The organism is Pantoea pleuroti (assembly GCF_014156615.1).
Lineage (GTDB): Bacteria > Pseudomonadota > Gammaproteobacteria > Enterobacterales > Enterobacteriaceae > Pantoea > Pantoea agglomerans.
In genome coordinates this window covers 60,365-79,232 of sequence record NZ_SBFD01000012.1, presented here as the reverse complement: position 1 = coordinate 79,232, position 18,868 = coordinate 60,365, and the positions used below count along the sequence as shown (strand labels likewise).

Here is an 18,868-nt window from a genome sequence, read left to right as displayed (position 1 = left end):
GTTTTTTAATTCTTCCCTCCACCGGCCTCCCGATTGTGCAATCCGTATCTTATCGCTTCGCCTGATCACGACTTCTGTTAGTCACACATCATTTCCGATGGGTAACGCTTGAACTCAGCACGGTTTATCGTTATAGCTAAAACGGTTTAGCTGTCAGGATTAATCAGAGGAGTTTTTTATGTCTGTACGCGTATGGTGCCTCGGGGATGCCGTGGTGGATTTGCTTCCCGAAATGCCGGGTCGCCTGATGCAGTGTCCGGGCGGGGCGCCTGCCAATGTCGCCGTTGGAATTGCCCGTCTGCAGGGAAACAGCGGTTTTATCGGACGAGTAGGGGATGATCCCTTTGGTGAGTTTATGCGGCAGACGCTCATTGAAGAGAAGGTTGATACCCGCTACATGATTGCCGATACCCAGCACCGCACTTCAACCGTAGTGGTCGGACTGGATGACCATGGCGAACGGTCCTTTACCTTTATGGTGAGGCCGAGTGCTGACCTGTTTCTTGAGGCGCAAGACCTGCCCGTATTCCGGCACGGGGAGTGGCTGCATTGCTGTTCTATTGCCTTATCAGCTGAACCGTCACGCACGGCGACCCTGACCGCCATGAAGCAGATCCGGGCAGCAGGCGGCCATGTCAGTTTCGATTTAAATCTGCGTCATGACCTCTGGCCCGATCCGCAACTGCTGCATGCGGTGGTGAACGAGGTGCTGAGCCATGCGGACGTGGTTAAACTGTCCGACGAGGAACTCGATTTTCTCTGTCCGGATCAGGAATCCACTGTCAGCATGCCGAAGCTGGCGGCGCGATTCAGCATAAAACTATTGCTGGTCACGCGGGGCAGGGAAGGGGTGATCGCCTGCTATCAGGGCCAGCTATACCACTATGCTACTTCACCCGTGGTCAGCATCGACACTACAGGCGCAGGTGATGCCTTCGTGGCCGGATTACTCTGGGGGCTGGCGAAGTCGGGTCTGCCTGCCGATGAATCGCAGCTGGCCATCTGCCTTACCAGCGCACAACGCTGCGGTGCACTGGCAACCACGGCTAAAGGAGCCATGACAGCACTTCCGCGGCTCCACCAGCTGAACGACCTGCCAGACTGATTATCATTATTCCCCCTGTTTTGGGAGCTATCTCACAATCACTAAACCGGTTTAGCTATTTTCATTGCGCAGGGAAATTACCCGTGGCTATGATTTGCGCCTAAACCGGTTTAGCAAAAAATCCGGTGGTGATAGCCTCTCTTCAGGGACATAAAAAATGAAAAAAAGCGCGTTAGCAGTGAGTCTCTCAACGATATTACTTTCCACATCAGTCTGGGCCGACTCCAGTATGAGCAGCATTGAGGCACGCCTTGCGGCCATGGAGCAGCGACTGCAGGCAGCCGAGCAGCGAGCGAATGCAGCGGAAACCCGCGCACAGGTCGCTGAGAAACAGGCACAGATGGCTGAGAAGCAGGCACAGCAGCTGGCTGCCGTGCAGCAACAGACCCAAAACTCCACCGCTGAGGTCGCGCAGCGCACCGCGAAACTGGAACAGAAATCAACCGATGAAGGTGGCTTCGAGTTCCACGGTTATGCCCGTTCAGGATTGCTGATGAACAGCTCGGCCGCCAAAACTCAGGGTGGCCCGACTGTGACCCCTGCCGGGGAAACCGGCGGCCACGTTGGTCGCCTTGGCAATGAGCCGGATACCTACGTTGAGCTCAACCTTGAACATAAGCAGACGCTGGACAACGGCACCACCACCCGTTTCAAAGCGATGCTGGCCGATGGACAGCGCACCTACAACGACTGGACAGCCGCCAGCAGCGATCTCAACCTGCGTCAGGCGTTTGTTGAGCTCGGGCAGCTTCCCACCTTCAGCGGCGCATTCGATAACGCCACGGTCTGGGCCGGTAAACGTTTTGATCGCGATAACTTTGATATTCACTGGATCGACTCCGATGTGGTGTTTCTTGCCGGTACCGGTGCCGGTATTTACGACATGAAATGGAGCGATCAGGCGCGCAGTAACATTTCCCTTTATGGTCGTACCTTTGGCGACATCGAAAACAATGAAAACACTGCGCAGAACTACATCCTGTCGCTGAATAACTTTGTCGGGCCGGTGCAGCTGATGGTCAGCGGTATGCGTGCGAAAGATAACGATGACCGACGGGATATCGACGGCCTCAGAGTCAAAAGCGATGCGGCAGAAACCGGCGTACATGCGCTGCTTGGCCTGCATAACGACAGCTTTTATGGGCTGACAGAGGGCACCTCGAAAACTGCACTGCTCTATGGTCATGGACTGGGCGCAGAGGTGAAGTCGATTGGTTCTGATGGCGCACTGTTGCCGGAAGCGAACACCTGGCGTCTGGCGAGTTACGGTATTACCCCGCTGGGCGGTGGCTGGCACATTGCACCTGCTTTACTGGCTCAGCATAGTGACGATCGTTATGTCAAAGGTGACAGCTATGACTGGGCGACAGTCAACCTGCGGCTGATTCAGGAAATCACCCAGAACTTTGAGATGCAGTATGAAGGCTCTTATCAGTACATGGATCTGCGTCCCGAAGGCTACAACAACCGTAATGCGGTCAGCGGCAGCTTTACCAAACTCACCGTTGCGCCAACCCTGAAAGCCGGTGATGTCGGTGACTTCCTCAAACGTCCGGAAATTCGTCTCTTTGCAACCTGGATGAACTGGGATCACCGGCTGGATAACTATGCCAGTGACGACGCTTTCGGCAGTAAAGGATTCGATGCCGGTGGCGAATGGAACTTCGGCGTACAGATGGAAACCTGGTTCTGACCGGGCGGCCCCGGATGCCGGGGCCAGAGATCAGGATGGATAAAAACATAACAAGATTGAGGTGTGTATGGACTATGTAAAAATATCGCGGGCATTGCTGCCCCTGCTGGGTGGTAAAGAGAACATCGCCAGCGCTGCTCACTGTGCCACCCGGCTGCGGCTGGTGCTGGCGGATGATGAAAAAGCGGATACCACCGCGATTGGCCGGATTGAGGGAGTTAAAGGCTGCTTTCGCAATGCGGGCCAGCTTCAGGTTATCTTCGGCACCGGCGTGGTGAACAAGGTCTATGCTGCCTTTATCGCCGAGGCAGGCATCAGTGAATCGAGCAAATCCGAGGCCGCTGATATAGCCGCACGTAAGCTCAACCCTTTCCAGCGCATCGCCCGCCTGTTGTCGAACATCTTTGTGCCGATCATTCCGGCGATTGTGGCATCAGGTCTGCTGATGGGCCTGCTGGGGATGGTCAAAACTTACGGCTGGGTCAATCCGGAAAATGCGCTCTATATCATGCTGGATATGTGCAGCTCGGCGGCCTTTATTATCCTGCCGATCCTGATTGGCTTTACGGCTGCCCGCGAGTTTGGTGGTAACCCGTTTCTTGGTGCGACACTGGGCGGCATTCTCACTCATCCGGCGCTGACCAACGCCTGGGGCGTCGCCGCCGGTTTCCACACCATGAACTTCTTCGGCATCGAAGTGGCGATGATTGGCTATCAGGGCACGGTGTTCCCGGTGCTGCTGGCGGTGTGGTTTATGAGCATGCTGGAAAAGCAGCTGCGCCGGGTTATCCCGGATGCGCTGGATCTGATCCTGACCCCGTTCCTGACGGTGATTATCTCTGGCTTTATTGCGTTGCTGATTATCGGACCGGCGGGTCGTATGCTGGGGGATGGCATCTCCTTTATTCTCAGTACGCTGATTGCGCACGCCGGCTGGCTGGCGGGACTGGTGTTTGGTGGACTCTATTCGGTGATTGTGATTACCGGCGTCCATCACAGTTTTCACGCTATCGAAGCCGGACTGCTGGGCAATCCTTCCATCGGCGTGAACTTCCTGCTGCCTATCTGGGCGATGGCGAACGTGGCTCAGGGCGGTGCCTGTCTGGCCGTATGGTTTAAAACACGCGATGCGAAGATCAAAGCGATTTCGCTGCCTTCAGCGTTTTCCGCGCTGCTGGGGATTACCGAGGCGGCTATCTTTGGTATTAACCTGCGCTTTATGAAACCCTTTATAGCGGGTCTGGTGGGCGGCGCGCTCGGTGGTGCCTGGGTGGTGTCGGTCCATGTTTATATGACTGCGGTCGGACTGACCGGTTTGCCGGGCATGGCGATTGTCCAGGCTGGCTCTCTGCTCAACTATGTCATCGGCATCGCCATCGCGTTCACCACTGCGTTTGTGATCTCTTACCTGCTTAAATACAAAACGGATTCTGAATAATGGCCTCATCAACACGTCTTGCCGCCATTCTGCAGGCGGTGATGCAGGGTATGCCAAAGGCGCTCAGCGACAGCCATTACCCTGGCTGGCATCTGGCACCGGTAACCGGCCTGCTAAACGATCCCAATGGCTTTATCCATTTCGACGGTGAATATCATCTCTTCTATCAGTGGAACGCGCTGGAGTGCGCGCATCAGCAAAAATGCTGGGGACACTGGCGCTCAGCCGATCTGCTGCACTGGCAGCATCAGCCCATCGCCCTGATGCCAGACGAGGAGTATGACCGCAGCGGTTGTTACTCGGGCAGTGCGGTAGACGATAACGGTGTACTGACGCTGATCTACACCGGCAATGTGAAGTTTGATGATGGCTCGCGCACCGCGTGGCAGTGTCTGGCGCAGCAGAACAGCACCGGCGGTTTTGACAAACTCGGTCCGGTTATCGCCGTGCCGGAGGGCTACACCGGCCACGTTCGCGATCCCAAAGTGTGGCGTCATGAAGATTACTGGTACATGGTGCTGGCCGCGCAGAATACCCAGCTGCAGGGCAGGGTACTGCTTTTGCGTTCTGATAATCTGCGCGAGTGGCAGAACCTCGGCGAGATTGCGGGCAGCAAACTGGGCGGGCTGGACGCCGCTGGCTACATGTGGGAGTGCCCGGATATGTTCACGCTCGGCGACAGCACCTATCTGATCTGCTGTCCGCAGGGTGTTATGCCTGAAGAGAAACGCTACCTGAACAGTCACGCCTGCGCCTGGCTGAGTGGCTCGCTGGATTATCAGCAGGCTGCATACCTGCACGGCCCGCTGAACGAAATGGATGCCGGGTTTGAATTCTATGCACCACAAACCACGCTGACCGCTGACGGCCGGCGTCTGCTGGTGGGCTGGATGGGAACGCCAGACGGTGAAGAGATGGCCCAGCCAACCGTGGCGCATCACTGGATCCATCAGATGACCTGTCTGCGCGAGCTGAGCTCCCGCAATGGCCGGCTATGCCAGCAGCCGATTGCAGAACTGCAGGCGCTGCGGGAGAGGGAGCAGCACTATCAGGGCCGCGCCGATGACGCGCCGCCAATCGCCGCGCAGCGGCTGGAGCTTGCGCTGGAGAGCCTGGGCGATATAGAACTCAATTTCGCCGATACGCTAATCCTGACGTGGCAGCAGAATGAACTGCGGCTTGCCCGTCGCAGCCTGGTATCGGGTCAATGGACCTATCGTTACTGGACAGGGGCTGCGCGCCGGTTGCAGATCCTGTGTGATCACTCCAGCGTTGAGATCTTTATCAACGACGGGGAAGGGGTGATGAGCAGCCGTTATTTTCCGGACCATCCGGCGATGCTAACCCTGCGCGGTCGCGCAGAACTGCAGGCCCGCTACTGGTCGTTACGCCGCTGCATGGTAGAATAAGTCCTTGTTTCACTAACCGATGCCTTGCCGTGAGAAAAACAAAACGCGTTACCATCAGTGACATCGCCGGACTGGCTGGGGTTTCTAAAGCCACTGCCAGCCTGGTGCTCAACGGCCGTGGCGAAGAGTTACGGGTGGCGAAGGAGACGCGTGAGCGGGTTCTGACACTGGCCCGGGAACACCATTATCAGCCCAGCATCCACGCCCGGATGCTGCATGACGCCCGCAGTCATACGCTGGGGCTGGTGGTGCCGGAAATCACCAACCACGGCTTTGCGGCCTTTTCCCATGCGCTGGAAAATCTCTGTCGCGCGGCCGGTCTGCAACTGTTGATCTCCTGCACCGATGAAAATGCCGGTCAGGAGATGGCCGTGGTCAATAACCTGGTGGCGCGTCAGGTCGACGGGCTGATTGTCGCCTCCAGTATGCTGAGCGACAGCGACTATGTCAGCCTCAGCGAACAGCTGCCGGTGCTGCTGTTTGACCGCCACATGAACAATACCAGGCTGCCCTGGGTCATCACCGACTCTGTGACGCCCACCGCTGAGCTGGTCGAAAAGCTGGCGCGCACCTGTCCGGAGGAGATCTATTTTCTTGGCGGACAGTCTGAACTCTCCCCGACCCAGGATCGTCTGACGGGATTCAAAGAGGGACTGATGCGGGCGGGTGTGACGCTGCGGCCGGAGTGGATAATTCAGGGTAACTACCATCCCGGCAGTGGCTATGAGATGTTTGCCGCGCTCTGTCGCCGGCTGGGACGCCCCCCTAAAGCGATGTTCACCGCCGCCTGCGGTCTGCTGGAGGGAGTACTGCGCTACATGAGCGAGCATAACCTGCTGAACAGCGACATCCGCATTGCCAGTTTCGACGATCACTATCTCTATGATTCACTCTCCATTCCGATCGACACGGTTGAGCAGAATGTCCCGGCACTGGCGCAGGCCTGCTTTTCAATGCTGACCACCATGATCGCTGGAGAGGATCCCGCTGACAGTCAGCTTATCCTGCCCGCCACGCTGCGGCTGCGCGGTTAACCGCCGGGCGCTTCAGGGCAGGGAGCTGCAGTGCTTTACCATTCGACCGGCAGGGCGGTGACGCCGCGCAGATTGGCTCTGTGGTTGCGGCGAACGCCAGCGGCCACGGGCCGCATCTCTGGCAATCGCGTCAGTAATACTTCCAGCGCCACCTCCATTTCTGCCAGTGCCAGCCGGTAGCCCATACAGTGATGTATACCGCCACCGAATGCCAGACAGCGCCCCTCATGCCGCCGGATATTCAGCCGTTCCGGAGAGGTAAATACCAGCGGGTCGTGGTTGGCTGCACCAAGGCTAATGAAGAAGCGGGTTCCGGGCGGGATGAGCTCGCCTGCCAACTCAATCTCTTCCAGAGTCGTGCGGTAAAGCATCTGGACCGAACTGTCGTAGCGCAGACATTCCTCTATGGCATCGGGTATCAGCGCATGATTCTGTTTCAGGCTCGCAAGTTCCTGCGGATGAGCATGCAGGGCCAGAATGGTGTTGCACAGCATATTTGACGTTGTCTCATGACCGGCAAGAAACAGCAGTATCACATTGGCGATGATCTCATCGTGATCCAGCTGGTCCCCGTCACTGTCGCTGCGCAGAAAAAGTGACACCAGATCGCTGGCGGTGCTGTCACGACGGGAGACGATCACGGCACTGAAGTAATTTTCCAGCACGGCAAAAGCTTCAGCGGCTTTCAGCAAATCCGACTGGCTGATTTGAGGATCGAAAACCCTGACCAGCGCAGAGGTAAGGCGACCCAGTTCTGGTGCATCAGATTCTGAGACATCCAGCATCCGGCAGATAATGCGCACCGGTAGCGGAAAAGCGAATGCCTGAGCCAGATCGCAGGCACGACGGCCTTCCAGTGCATCAACCAGTTCGTTGGCTATCGTCATCGCCATCTCCCGGAGGGATTTAATCTCCCGGGCGCTGAACGCCTTCATAACCAGTCCTCTTAACCGGTTATGATCGGGTGGATTCAGCACCAGAAACATTCTGCTGATACCCTGAAACAGCGGCAGTCTGGCTGCATCATCACCAAATCTAACTCTGACACTTTCCATATAATTTTTACCGACCCGCCGATCGTTCAGCAGGGCGTCCACCACGGCGTGACTGCCGCTGATGATGATCTTCTCTCCGGCAGGGATAAGCGGTCCCTGCTGATGCAGTTTTCGATAAAGGGGAAAGGGATTGTCAGAGTAGTCGGGGTTCATGAGTTCATGAAGCTGCATAGCATACTCCGCTGATTGAGGGTTAGTGCTGGCGCTGAATGCGGGAGAGGGAAGCGAACAGGCTGTTTTTATCACTTTCACTGAGGTGAGGTGCCGTGAGTTGTGACATCAGAAATTCTTTGTCCTCCTGCGAGAAGGCGCCAGCCATCAGGCGCTGGCTGATCGCCGTCAGGAGCTGGGTATCCAGCTGTTGTATCTGCTGTCTGGTCTCGGTCAGATCCCTGACAGGAACAGCGCTGTCTGGTGCTGAGAGCCAGTCAGCCCGATAGCGATACTGGATCGCCTTGCTGGCGTTCATCAAAGCGTGAACAAACGGCTCCACGGAGTGGGGTTCAAGCCCGGCCTGTTGTGCGTTTTGCAGCATGTTATCCAGCACCACCTGTTCCCGTGGCAGATCCTCAATAGGTAAATGATGCAGTGCTTTATAACCCGCCACCGCTTTCATCACCTGCATCCGTTCATTGAGCGCAGAAGAGAGTGATCCAAGAGAAACAGATGAAACCGAACCTGCAAAAACGTTACTGCACATAAACAGTGAAGAGAAAAAAATTGCCACAAAGTGCGTCATTTGCCTGCTCCATAAATGAAAACTGGCACTAATTTAGGCATGAAAAAATAACTATGTGTGATTATTTTGTTTTCAAAATGTGAACAGAGGCCTGTGCCAGCCTGATACTGGCATGTTGTTAATTTAAAGCCGGTTTTTCGCTTTTAATTCATGAAAGCTTCATATTGGTATGTCATTGTGCCCGGTTGATTTCAGCCCGGTCAGGCCGTTACCGGCTGTCATAATTCGATTAAGAGCGTCCGGCGTCTGATGGGATCATCTGCGAAGATAAGCTGAGGTTTAGCAGGGCGGCACAGCCGCCCGGATCGGGTTTTGCGGAGTCAGGACAGACCTGTTATCAGGGAACGAACACGGCACGAACGCAGCCATCTTCTTTATGTTTAAACATTTCATAGCCCCGCGGCGCCTCTTCCAGCGGAAAACGATGCGTCGCCATGAAAGCCGGGTTCAGTTCGTTTCGGGCAACATGTTCAAGCAGACGGTGCATGTAGCGTTGCCCATGCTGCTGGGCGGTACGAATGGTCAGGCTCTTATTGATCATCAGCCCTAGCGGAAACTTATCCATGACGCCGTACACCCCCAGAATGGCGATGTTGCCGCCTTTACGGCAGACATACATCGCCTGCCGCAATGCTGCGCCCACATCAGTTTCAAGATGCAGCATCTGTTTGGTCTTGTCGTATACCTGACTTAATCCCTCGCCACGTGCTTCCATACCAACAGCATCAATGCAGCTGTCCGGGCCGCGTCCGCCGGTTAACTCCAGCAGTGCTTCGTTGATATCGACCTCCGTGTAATCCAGCGTGATGCTGCCGGCGTAGTCGCGCGCCATCGCCAGTCGCTCCGGATAGCGATCGATACCGATGACCTGATGAGCTCCCATCAACCATGCGCTTTGCTGTGCCATCAGGCCGACGCCGCCACAGCCCCAGACCACCACCGTGTCACCCGGATGAATATTACAGAAATCGGCGCCCATGTAGCCGGTGGGAGTCGCATCGGAGAGGAACAGCGCCTGCTCATCGGTTACGCCCTCAGGTACGACGAAGCAATCATTGTCCGCAAAAGGCACGCGAACATATTCTGCGTGTGAGCCTGCATAGCCACCAAACGCGTGACTGTAAGCGTATATGCCACCGGTCGCGTGACCCAGCACCGTCTCTCCTTTCTCCCACTGCGGATGGGTATTGTCACAACAGGAGGGCAACTGATGCTGGCAATACCAGCAGGAACCACATGAGATAAAGGAGGGTACCACCACCCGATCACCGCGTCGGATATTGTTGACCGCGCTGCCGACCTCCACCACTTCTCCCATGAATTCATGCCCCAGGATGTCGCCTTCCCGCATACCCGGAATCAGGCCATCAATGACGTGCAAATCGGAACCGCAGGTGGTAGTGAGCCTGACGCGAATAATGGCATCATGAGGATTGAGCAGACCAGGATCGGCCACGGTTTCAACGCTTAAATCGTTAACGCCATTCCAGCAGAGTGCGCGCATTTATTTCTCCTTATCCTGATGTCCGGCATGACGACCCGCAGGCTGCCCCTGCAGCGTGGGGATCTCACCGGTCTCTGCCAGACTCTTAAAGCGATGTAACGCTTTGCTGGCCACCTCTTTCGGTAACAGATCAAATAACGTCGTCACCTTTTTTCCCAGTGCGCCACCCGGTGGGGTGAAGTGCAACGTCAGAGCCAGTTCAGTACCCCATTCACCCGGGGCAGGGCGCAGACGTAATTCACCTTCGTTAGGAATGTCAGCACCTTCCAGCGAGCGCCAGACAATAATTTCGCCTGGCTGCGCTTCAACAATGCGGGTTTCCCAGCGGTAGTGCTTACCTAATGGCCCTTCAATCTGCCAGTGCGCATCGCTTTTATTAACCGGTTTCACGCTGGCAAAGTGGCTCATAATGCGTGGCAGGGTATCGGGCTCAAGCCACAAGGCAAAAAGTTCAGTGGCGGGCAAACCGACGGTAATCCAGCGCCGCAGTGTCAGGGTATTATCACTGGCGGTTGTCTGAGATGTTGTTGTCAAAACGTCCTCCGGTAGCTCTCTCAGTGGAACGAAAATCATTCAATCTGAGTTAAGAACAGCTAGCGGAATTTTGCGAGCGAAGCCGTGCCCTTCCGCGAAGATCAGCGATGCCAGAAAGGATGCCGGGTCGTGCGCACAGGAAAGCGCCATGCCGGTCTGGGTTCAGGTATAATGTGATTCGCGAGTGTGGCGGTTTTTTAGCAGCAACAAGAGGTAGATATGTCTGAATCTGAAGCGACTACCGGTGGTAAAAGTGTCGCGGCGTTAGTTGAGAGCCTGGAAAATCAGGCGGCAAAACGTTCAGACGCGAACTGGCACGAAGGTCTGAAAAGCAGCACCAAAATCGCACTGGAAAAAATTAATGGTGCGTTTGAGGCAAAATGGATCAGCGCAGACGAGAGCCTGAGCCTTAAGCAGCGCGTTTACAGCGTGCAGGATAAGTTGATTGAGCTGGCTTTGTGGTGATTTAAATTGCCCGTTGGCCCGCACGTAAATCGTCAGGGGTAAAAAAATGATATTTCAGCACGCAGCGTCGCCCGGCATTTTGTGCGCTGCGCAGTGAAGGAGTATTACCGGGCAGAATGGTACCGGTGAGCAGCGCCTTCTCACCATATTGATGATGAAGCTGCTGCTGCAAACGCTGCTGAGCGCGCGCGGCGAGTCCACGGCCCTGATAAGCGGGCATTATCACTTCATCCATAATCTGAAACCCCTCAATAAAGGTCAGTCGCCGGGGGACACAAATCATCAGCCCTGCCACTATGCCCTGCCAGATAATCAGAAACACATGTCCCGCGGCGATATCCTCCCGTAACTCCTGCCTGCTGGTTGCCAGTAGCTGATCGCGCAGATGCGGCAGCGTGTGCCAGCTGGCACGATAGGCGCGGTTAATCGCCGTGATACAGGCGGGATAATCTTTCCGGCAGGCTGTCACCAGTGAAATATCTTCGTCGACAGGAACAGAGAGTGAAGCCAGGTCGCTGAGGAAAAGCAGTTGATCGGTTATACCGATGTCAGGATAAGTCGCAGGCAACAGGATGCGCAGCTTCAGAGGTTTCAGCGGCTGCCATGCCTGCATAATGACGCTAGCGACCCTGTAATCGATGATGCCGTCACGCGCAACAACCTCAATAAAGGGCTGTGCAGGATCGCCACCCAGATAGCGCGGTCCGGTGAGATAACGCTGGCCATTTATCGTCAGTTCACGCTGCAAAAAGGCGTGCTGGGGCAGACCGGTTTCACGCCATGGAAAGGCGGCAGAAAAATGGTGATCGTGGCATCGTGTCTGCTGCTGCGCCAGCCAGCTGGCAAGCCAGTCGCTGAGACGTTCAGATGAGACAGGAACAGTACGGTAGAGCGACACCATATAATCCAGCATAAGATTCCTTATTGCCCGCCGTCAGTGATCTCCTGCCTCTCTCCGCGATAAATCTGTACCGTTGCCGGCTTGCAGATGAGGCTGATGAGAGTGTAAACGATGTGCTCTGTTTATGACCATCTCAACCTCTCAGCAAGCACCATTAGATCCCCTCTGCATGACGGCTCCGGACCTGCCAGACGGTTCAATGCTGACAATATGAGCAGATGTCCGTCATCTTGTGTGATCGCTTATCGCTCCGACCCTCTGAGCTGAATTAAACATGGGTAACGATCTCTTCGGGTCTGGCTGGATTTCGTATACATGGTCAAATTAATTGATGAAATAAGGCAGGGTTGCCCAAAAATTTAAACGGGTAATAGAGGTGAAATTTTTAATTAAATATTACTGAATCAGATAATCGGCAGCCGATAAATGGATTATGATAACGAGGCTGTTCAATAATTATAAAATTTCCGTTCTTTTTAACACCCGGGGGTTACATGGTTCATATTGATTTATGCACCCAGGAGGGCGTGATGAAAGCTTATGCTTTTCAGACGCCGATGCAGGCAATGACTCTGCTGGAAAAAATTAAAGATGATGAATTTCAGTGGTTTAACCTTGAATGGGAAGGGCGTCGCTTTACCTGTCCGCATCATTTTATTAAAAGGCTCAGCAGCCGCTCTTATATTAAATCCTTTTGGCGTTAAATTCGCTTAAAAGATAAGGCTGATGCACAATTAATTATTGTTGATGCAGGTTTTATTTAACTGTTCTACGCATATTTTTAACACAATAAATAACGGGGCAGAGCCTGCCCCGTTATTTTCAGCAACCGGATGGCGTTGTTATCACGGTCAGCGATAATAATAGCGCGTCATCTGCACAGATTCCGGTCTGCTCAGTATCATTATTACTGCTTAATCATTTTCTGCTGTTGCTTATCAGGGCTATCGAAACGCTAAACAATCCTTTCCTTTATGCAGGACTGGACGGTTGTGGGCTGCGCCCGCCAATGCGCCGTGATCCTGTGTAAATCATCTTCTGTTCTGCCCTTGACGAGAAACGTCTACTGTTACACTCAGATGACACTTAATCCGGATCCCGACTGCAATGCCCTATGAAAAAATGCGCCTTCGCTCGCTGCTGACTTTGCTTTCCATCGGGGGCGTCATTCTGACCTCCGGTCTGCTGCTGAGTGCGCTGCTGCTGTTTCAGAAGGCCAACATCGAAGACAGTCTGCTTGAAGGAAACATTGCCTATGCCCGCAAGCTGGCTGATACCACCGATCGTTACCTGGCGACAGCGCAACGTGAACTGGCCTGGAGTGCGTCGCAGATCAAGGGGCTCAGTGATATCAAACGACTGGAAGCAGAGAGCGATCGCCTGCGAATGCAGTCGGGCTTTTTCAACTCGGTGGTGGTGGTCAATCATGATGCCATTATTGCAGCAACGTCACCCGATAGTCTGAATCTCATTGGCGTGAAGCTACACTCGGCGGCCAGCCTGCAGGCCATAGCGACCCAAAAGCCTTTTATCTCAGCTCCTTTTACCTCTGCTGCCGGTAACTATGTGGTGTTTTTATCACAACCTCTGTTCAGCGAAGATGGCCGCTATCTGGGCTACATTGGCGGGACTATTTATCTCAAGAAACAGAGCATGCTGAGCGAGATCCTGAGCCAGCATTTTTATACCAATGGGTCAACGGTCAGCGTGGTCAGCAATGAAGGGCTGATTATTTTCAGTCATGACGCGGCGCGCGTCGGAACAAAGATGCTGCTGAGTCTGGCACTGCAGAAACGGCTCGCCACGACAGAAAGTGGGCATTTCACGCTGGAGAGTGATGGACAGCACTATCTGACCGGCTATGGCACACTGCATAAAACCGGCTGGAACGTGTTTATTACCGGCACTTCTGAAACGGTCAGGCAAATTCTGATGCGCACAGCAGAAAGCGCTGTCTGGTTCGTTCTGGGCATTATTGCCGTGACGGCGGCTATTATTGCCTTTATGGCCGGTCGGATCGCCTCTCCACTGGAAAAGCTGGCTGACAGAGTGCGCGATGGCGGCAGCGAAGCGCAGGCGGAATCTCTCGCCACGGTAAAAACCTGGTATTACGAGGCTGACCGGCTCAAAGAAGCCGTGCAGGCGCATCGCCACGCCGTTGCAGGTCACCTTGCCGCGCTAAACGATGAGGCGATGACCGATCCGCTGACCGGGCTCTGTAACCGACGCGGATTTTCGGCGCTGGCGGCGCAGGCAGACAGCGAGCATGAACAGTGTGCCATCGCCATTGATATTGACCATTTTAAGAAGATAAACGACTGGTACGGGCATGACGCGGGTGATGCGGTTCTGGTGAGCCTGGCAGCATTGCTGCGTCAGGCCTGTCGCACCGGCGATATCGTCAGCCGGTTTGGTGGCGAGGAGTTTATTCTGCTGCTGCCGCATACCACGCTGGCTGATGCCGTCCGCACCGCGGAGCGCATCCGTGAGACCGTCAGCGCCACCACCTTTCCGTTTGCCGGAACGATGACGATATCAGCCGGGGTGGCTTCACGGAGTGCTCAGGATAGCGATCGCGACTCTCTGCTGCGGCGTGCCGATGAAGCGCTTTACGAAGCAAAAGCCGCCGGGCGTAATACCGTCATTATTGCCGGAGCTGAGGGGTTCAGCGCGTCTGATTCGGTCGGGTAAGATTCCAGGGTGGGACAGACTCAGCACTTACTGCGCAATCGCCAGCCGAGCCACTCATCCAGTGCCGCTTCAGGCAGCGGCCTGGAGTAGAAAAAGCCCTGTGCCTGGTCGCAGCCGAACTCGGTCAGCGCCGTATCGGTTTCCGCATTCTCCACGCCCTCAGCCAGCACCATATAATCGAGATCTTTAAGCATCGCTATAATACTGCGGGCGATGACGCGCGATGCGGTGTCAGATGAAATTTCGCTGATCAGTGAACGGTCCAGCTTGATCACATCCAGCGGTATGCGCCGCAGATAACTGATATTGCTGTAGCCGGTTCCAAAGTCATCCAGTGAAATACCGAATCCACGAAGTTTCAGCATCTCAAGCCCCCGCATTGCGGTTGCGCTCTCCAGAATCCGTTCCGTCTCCAGACACTCAATGCCCAGCAGCGAAACCGGGAGCTTCGCCCTGATCATCTGCTCTTCCAGCTCGTCAGCAAACCCGTCACGGGAAAAATCGCTGCTGCTGACGTTAATGGTGATGGGCAGCTGAATATAGCTGTTGCGCAGCCGGGAGAGCCGGGCGATGGCGTGCTCTGTCACCCAGGTGGTCAGTTCGCTGAGCAGCTCGGTTTGCACGGCAAAGGGTAAAAACTGTGCAGGAGACAGTTCGCCGCGCTGCGGATGCTGCCAGCGGATCAGGGCCTCAAGGCCAATTGGCTTGCCGCTGTGCAGACAGATTTTAGGCTGATACGCCAGCCACAATCCCTTATCCTGGCGTATCGCGATGGCCAGATCATGCATCAGGGTGAAGTCCTGCGTATGGCGCGTATCAGTAGCCTCGCTAAAAGGCATCGAGGCGACGTCGCGTGTGATGGCCTCGTGCAACGCGCTGACGGCACGCCGCAGGATCTCCTGGGCAGGCATCTCCCCGGTATTGAAACTCGCCTCACCGGTGTGGGTCATCAGTGCAACCGACAGCCCATCGCCGAGATCCGCGCTGATCCCGGCCAGCTTGTTTGCCACCCAGTTGGCAGTGAGTCTGCTCTCCTGACGTGTCAGCAGGGCAAAGCGTCCGGTGGCCACGGTGTAGAGCATCTCTCCTGGCGCAGGCCTCAGGCGCAGCGGCAGCAGTGTCGCCACATCTTTCAATAGGCTTTCAACCGGCCCCATGCCCATTGAGCGCGCAAGCTCGTAGGCGCGCGGCATATCGATACAGTCAATCAGCACCAGCCGCCGTGGCGTGGCGTCACCGGAGGCGGCAAGAAACTGCAGGTCGCGAATCAGACGCTGGCGGTTGGGCAGAGCGGTTACCGGGTCGGCAAAGCCAGCCGAGTACCAGGCCTCAAGAAATGACATCACCAGTGCCGCCAGCATCTTCAGCATGGCGACCTGATCCGCATTAAAGGGATGAGGTGCGGTGTCAGTCACGCACAGCGTACCCAGTATCAGACCTGTGCTGCTTTTAAGCGGTACGCCGGCATAAAAGCGGATAAAAGGCGCGCCAACAATCAGCGGATGCTCAGCAAAGCGGGTATCCAGCAACGTATCGGGTACTACCACGGTGCTGTCACTGTCCACTGCATGCCGGCAGAGCGAGTCCTGCCGGGAGGATTGAGTGAGTGTGAAATTTTGCGCGGCCTTTACATGCTGCATCTCATCATCCAGTACGGAGATAAAGCTGCCGGGTATACCGAGTGCCTGGCTGGCCAGCCGGACGAACTGTCGCAACACATCGTCACGACTTTCGTCGTTACTGCGCAGCGCTTGCAGGGTTCGCGTACGGCAATCGTCGCCGTCGCTGAGACTCATAAGCATGGATTCCTCCGCACCGGCTGATTACGGCGCGAAATTAAACAGAAAAATTGAAGGGTATGACGTCATGACTACAGGCAAATTCTGCAAAAAGAAAGAGTCATGACCATTTATTTTTTATCACACTGCACGCCACTACTGGTCAGAATAGCAAATCCCTTTTCTTTAACGAAATATTTTAGTAATTACGATTCTATTATTTTGTCGTTAAAAACTTTTAATTTCTTAAATATCCTGCCAGTATATAGAGCATAAACATAGTGCACTATATAATAACGCACTAAAGTAGATGACATAACTTATTTTTGCTTAATTTTAACCACACCAATGACAACATCGGGGAAACCTCATGAATTCACTCAGGCATTTCACTATCCGCCGCGTTGTGCTGTGGATGATGATCGTCTCACTGGGCATCGTCGTGCTGGCAGGCGGCTACAGCAGCCAGGTAGTGCGCGATATCTTTCGTCAAACCGATCGTTCGGCCGTTCTGACGCAGCAGCTGAGCTTTCTGGCGCACAGCGCTATCGTCATGCAGAGCGGTACGCCAGCCGATAAAAACGCGCTCGTCGCCTCCACCCCGGCCGATGCTGACTGGGATAGCTTCCGCGCGGCACTCACGACAACCCCCTCAGAATACGCAACGGTTGCCCGTGCGCAGCTGGACAAGGTGACGCAGCAGCTGGCCTGGAATCAGGCCCCGCTGAAGGCTGACCGACATCGGCTTGAGGGCGTCTTGCTGGCAGCACTGCTGGCGGCAGTAGCGTTACTGCTGTTTTGCGACCGCTATCTGGTCGTTCATCTGGTGCGTCCGGTAGGTAAAATTCGCGGTCATTTAAAAATTATTGCCGATGGCGATCTGACGCGCGAGCCGGAAGATCTGGGGCGCAACTGTGTCGGACAACTGGTGCCGCTGGTCAAAGAGATGCAGCACAGTCTGTTGCAGACGGTCAGCGCTATCCGAGACAACGCCGCCATTCTTCATCGTGAAGCGGGCGACATTGCTGCGGGTAATGCCGATCTCTCCGACCGGACATCCACTCAGGCTGCTGCGCTGGAGCAGACCGCAGCCAGTATGGAGGAGATTACCGTCACCGTGCGTCACAATGCACAGAATGCCCGGGAGGCACGTGAACTGGCTGCCAGCACCACGGATACGACTCAGCAGGGCGTAGAACTGGTTCAGTTGGTATCGGCAGCCATCACCAGCATCGCTCAGGGATCAGAAAAAATCCGGCAGTTCACCACCACTATCAATGGCATTGCGTTTCAGACCAACATTCTGGCGTTAAACGCCGCTGTAGAAGCTGCCCGTGCGGGTGAGCAGGGCCGCGGCTTCGCGGTGGTCGCCAGTGAGGTACGTTCACTGGCACAGCGAAGTGCTGCTGCCTCTAAAGAGATCGAAGAGCTGATTGCCGATACCGTGGCACGCGTTGACGATGGACGGCGGGCGGCTGAGAGCGCAGGAACCACCATGGAGGCCGTGCTGCGCGGCGTCGGCGGCGTGAATGAACTGATCGGACAGATTGCGCTGGCTTCGGATGAACAGAGCAAAGGGATTGCTCAGGTCACGGTCGCCGTTGCAGAACTTGATCGCGTAACGCAGCAGAATGCGACGCTGGTTCAGCAGGTTTCGGCGACGGCAGGCAGTCTCAGTGGACAGACTGAAACGCTGGGCAGCGTGATTACGCGCTTTACCCTGCCGCATCCTCCTCTAGTCGTAGAGACTAAACGCGTCACGCCTGCTGAAAAAGGTGGCTGGGCAAAGTTTGCGCGGGCATAGCCTGAACGTATTTTTTCTGAACTGTAGATAATGTCTGTCCGGGACGGGATAACGATTAACGCTCACTCTTTTTAAAAGAGGAATGAAACGGTCATTTTTTGTGACTGTGATTGACGTTGATCATCATTGGATCAACGCCACCATTCAGAATGACAATTACTCTTCTCAGCGGTACAAAAATTATCCGGGCAGCGATTTAAATATAATTCAGGTTATTTTCTCTGTTTTTACTGGTGCGCTACGCTTTCCTGATAAGTGTAAAATGCCGGGCTTTTAAAACTTAACTCAAATTTATGTTTTGGCCGCAGGCGTGTTCTTCCGCCCGGCCATCTCGCCGGGGCACCGTTATGCGGAGTATTTATATGGGAAATCAGATTTTACAACGGCCTGTCGCCGTCCAGCCCAACGTACGTGAACTACGCCTTGCGGCCGGTCTCTCTCAGGAGATTGCAGCCGAGCGTTTCGATCTTAGTCAGCGTGTCTGGCAGACCAAAGAAGCAGCGAAAAATCCTGCGCTGCTCAGCCAGGGAGAATATGAACTGCTGATGTTGCTCGCTGGAGAGCATCCGCACTATCAACTGGTACCGAAGCTCAAAAAGTAAGGCATTCAGCCCCTGTTTTCTCTTAAGTAAAGTCATGTCGGGCCGATATAGAGAGTTAAGCGAAGCGTGTTTACCGCTCGTCTGTTCTGCTCTGGCCAGATAATGTTGGGCGTTCG

General features: G+C 55.0%; 16 protein-coding genes. 10 read left to right on the top strand and 6 right to left on the bottom strand.

From position 1 onward, the window contains the following. Positions 1 to 178 precede the first annotated feature (178 nt). The 5 genes from EPG66_RS20560 (at position 179) to EPG66_RS20540 (ending at position 6,679) form a co-directional block, all read left to right on the top strand. Positions 179 to 1,105 carry an aminoimidazole riboside kinase gene (locus EPG66_RS20560; RefSeq protein ID WP_069027147.1) on the top strand — a complete coding sequence of 309 codons (927 nt, stop codon included), beginning with the start codon at positions 179 to 181 and terminating at the stop codon, positions 1,103 to 1,105. Between the two features lie 157 nt (positions 1,106 to 1,262). Beyond that, positions 1,263 to 2,798, top strand: a complete 1,536-nt coding sequence (locus tag EPG66_RS20555) for a carbohydrate porin (RefSeq protein WP_182687961.1) — start codon at positions 1,263 to 1,265, stop codon at positions 2,796 to 2,798. A gap of 67 nt (positions 2,799 to 2,865) precedes the next feature. Beyond that, positions 2,866 to 4,236, top strand: coding sequence for a sucrose-specific PTS transporter subunit IIBC (locus EPG66_RS20550; RefSeq protein ID WP_010256928.1), 1,371 nt, complete (start codon positions 2,866 to 2,868; stop codon positions 4,234 to 4,236). Next, entirely contained in the window at positions 4,236 to 5,645 is a 1,410-nt protein-coding gene (locus tag EPG66_RS20545) for a sucrose-6-phosphate hydrolase (RefSeq protein WP_182687959.1), read from the top strand. The genes EPG66_RS20550 and EPG66_RS20545 overlap by 1 nt, the downstream gene beginning before the upstream one ends. Positions 5,646 to 5,674: 29 nt before the next feature. Beyond that, positions 5,675 to 6,679, top strand: a complete 1,005-nt coding sequence (locus EPG66_RS20540; protein WP_182687957.1) for a substrate-binding domain-containing protein — start codon at positions 5,675 to 5,677, stop codon at positions 6,677 to 6,679. 35 nt (positions 6,680 to 6,714) lie between these two features. On the opposite strand, the gene EPG66_RS20535 is transcribed toward EPG66_RS20540, so the two are convergent. From EPG66_RS20535 to EPG66_RS20520, 4 genes are all read right to left on the bottom strand, one after another. Further along, entirely contained in the window at positions 6,715 to 7,905 is a 1,191-nt protein-coding gene (locus EPG66_RS20535; protein ID WP_182687955.1) for a cytochrome P450, read from the bottom strand. A gap of 22 nt (positions 7,906 to 7,927) precedes the next feature. Then, complete coding sequence (locus tag EPG66_RS20530) at positions 7,928 to 8,473, bottom strand: chorismate mutase (RefSeq protein WP_031593108.1); 546 nt, start codon at positions 8,471 to 8,473, stop codon at positions 7,928 to 7,930. A 337-nt stretch (positions 8,474 to 8,810) separates the two neighbouring features. Continuing rightward, positions 8,811 to 9,977, bottom strand: a complete 1,167-nt coding sequence (locus EPG66_RS20525; protein WP_031593109.1) for a zinc-dependent alcohol dehydrogenase — start codon at positions 9,975 to 9,977, stop codon at positions 8,811 to 8,813. Then, positions 9,978 to 10,511: an SRPBCC family protein gene (locus tag EPG66_RS20520; RefSeq protein WP_064703105.1), complete on the bottom strand. Its 534-nt coding sequence runs from the start codon at positions 10,509 to 10,511 to the stop codon at positions 9,978 to 9,980. Between the two features lie 219 nt (positions 10,512 to 10,730). Here EPG66_RS20520 and EPG66_RS20515 point away from each other — a divergent pair, with 219 nt between their 5' ends. Beyond that, complete coding sequence (locus EPG66_RS20515) at positions 10,731 to 10,976, top strand: hypothetical protein (protein ID WP_031593111.1); 246 nt, start codon at positions 10,731 to 10,733, stop codon at positions 10,974 to 10,976. Between the two features lies 1 nt (position 10,977). On the opposite strand, the gene EPG66_RS20510 is transcribed toward EPG66_RS20515, so the two are convergent. After that, positions 10,978 to 11,889 (bottom strand): N-acetyltransferase, encoded by a 912-nt coding sequence (locus tag EPG66_RS20510; protein ID WP_083070590.1) that lies wholly within the window; start codon positions 11,887 to 11,889, stop codon positions 10,978 to 10,980. Positions 11,890 to 12,371: 482 nt separating this feature from the next. On the opposite strand from EPG66_RS20510, the gene EPG66_RS20505 reads away from it, so the two are divergent. Further along, complete coding sequence (locus tag EPG66_RS20505; RefSeq protein WP_064703104.1) at positions 12,372 to 12,581, top strand: hypothetical protein; 210 nt, start codon at positions 12,372 to 12,374, stop codon at positions 12,579 to 12,581. 403 nt (positions 12,582 to 12,984) lie between these two features. Next, a complete protein-coding gene (locus EPG66_RS20500; RefSeq protein ID WP_182687954.1) occupies positions 12,985 to 14,568 on the top strand; it encodes a sensor domain-containing diguanylate cyclase in 1,584 nt (527 codons plus the stop codon). A 20-nt stretch (positions 14,569 to 14,588) separates the two neighbouring features. Here the strand turns inward: EPG66_RS20500 and EPG66_RS20495 are convergent, their stop codons facing one another. Continuing rightward, positions 14,589 to 16,370: a sensor domain-containing diguanylate cyclase gene (locus tag EPG66_RS20495; RefSeq protein WP_182687953.1), complete on the bottom strand. Its 1,782-nt coding sequence runs from the start codon at positions 16,368 to 16,370 to the stop codon at positions 14,589 to 14,591. A 346-nt stretch (positions 16,371 to 16,716) separates the two neighbouring features. Here EPG66_RS20495 and EPG66_RS20490 point away from each other — a divergent pair, with 346 nt between their 5' ends. Continuing rightward, on the top strand, positions 16,717 to 18,150 hold the full coding sequence (locus EPG66_RS20490) for a methyl-accepting chemotaxis protein (protein ID WP_083070587.1): 1,434 nt from the start codon (positions 16,717 to 16,719) through the stop codon (positions 18,148 to 18,150). Positions 18,151 to 18,512: 362 nt separating this feature from the next. After that, positions 18,513 to 18,752, top strand: a complete 240-nt coding sequence (locus EPG66_RS20485) for a transcriptional regulator (protein WP_069027155.1) — start codon at positions 18,513 to 18,515, stop codon at positions 18,750 to 18,752. The last annotated feature ends 116 nt before the right edge of the window (positions 18,753 to 18,868 follow it).